1 protein-coding gene is annotated in these 267 nt (G+C 49.4%); it reads left to right on the forward strand.

What is annotated here, in order from left to right:
• The coding region (locus E1297_RS48685; protein ID WP_196223064.1) for a hypothetical protein at positions 1-239 on the forward strand (239 nt) is incomplete at its 5' end.
• Positions 240-267 lie beyond the last annotated feature (28 nt).

Raw genomic sequence — 267 nt, forward strand, 5'->3', positions numbered from 1 at the left:
CTTTGAACGAACGGCTGCTTAGCCAAGAAATCACAGAAGCCGAAGCTGCCGCGATTGACTTGAAGTTCCGGTTCGGAGTTCCCGATCTTGTCAGTGGAGATATCGCCAATTGCTCAGACACTTTCGCTTTCGAGACGATCTGCGAATATTGTGGCTGGACCGACCGCACCAATCTATTGTTTGCGTCGGTCGGCCACGTCTCAAGAGATACGGATGTTGTTGAACAGACCCTTTTTTAGGTTTCTTTCGGTTTTGGAGGCTTTTCAC

It is taken from the genome of Roseibium sp. RKSG952 (assembly GCF_009711355.1).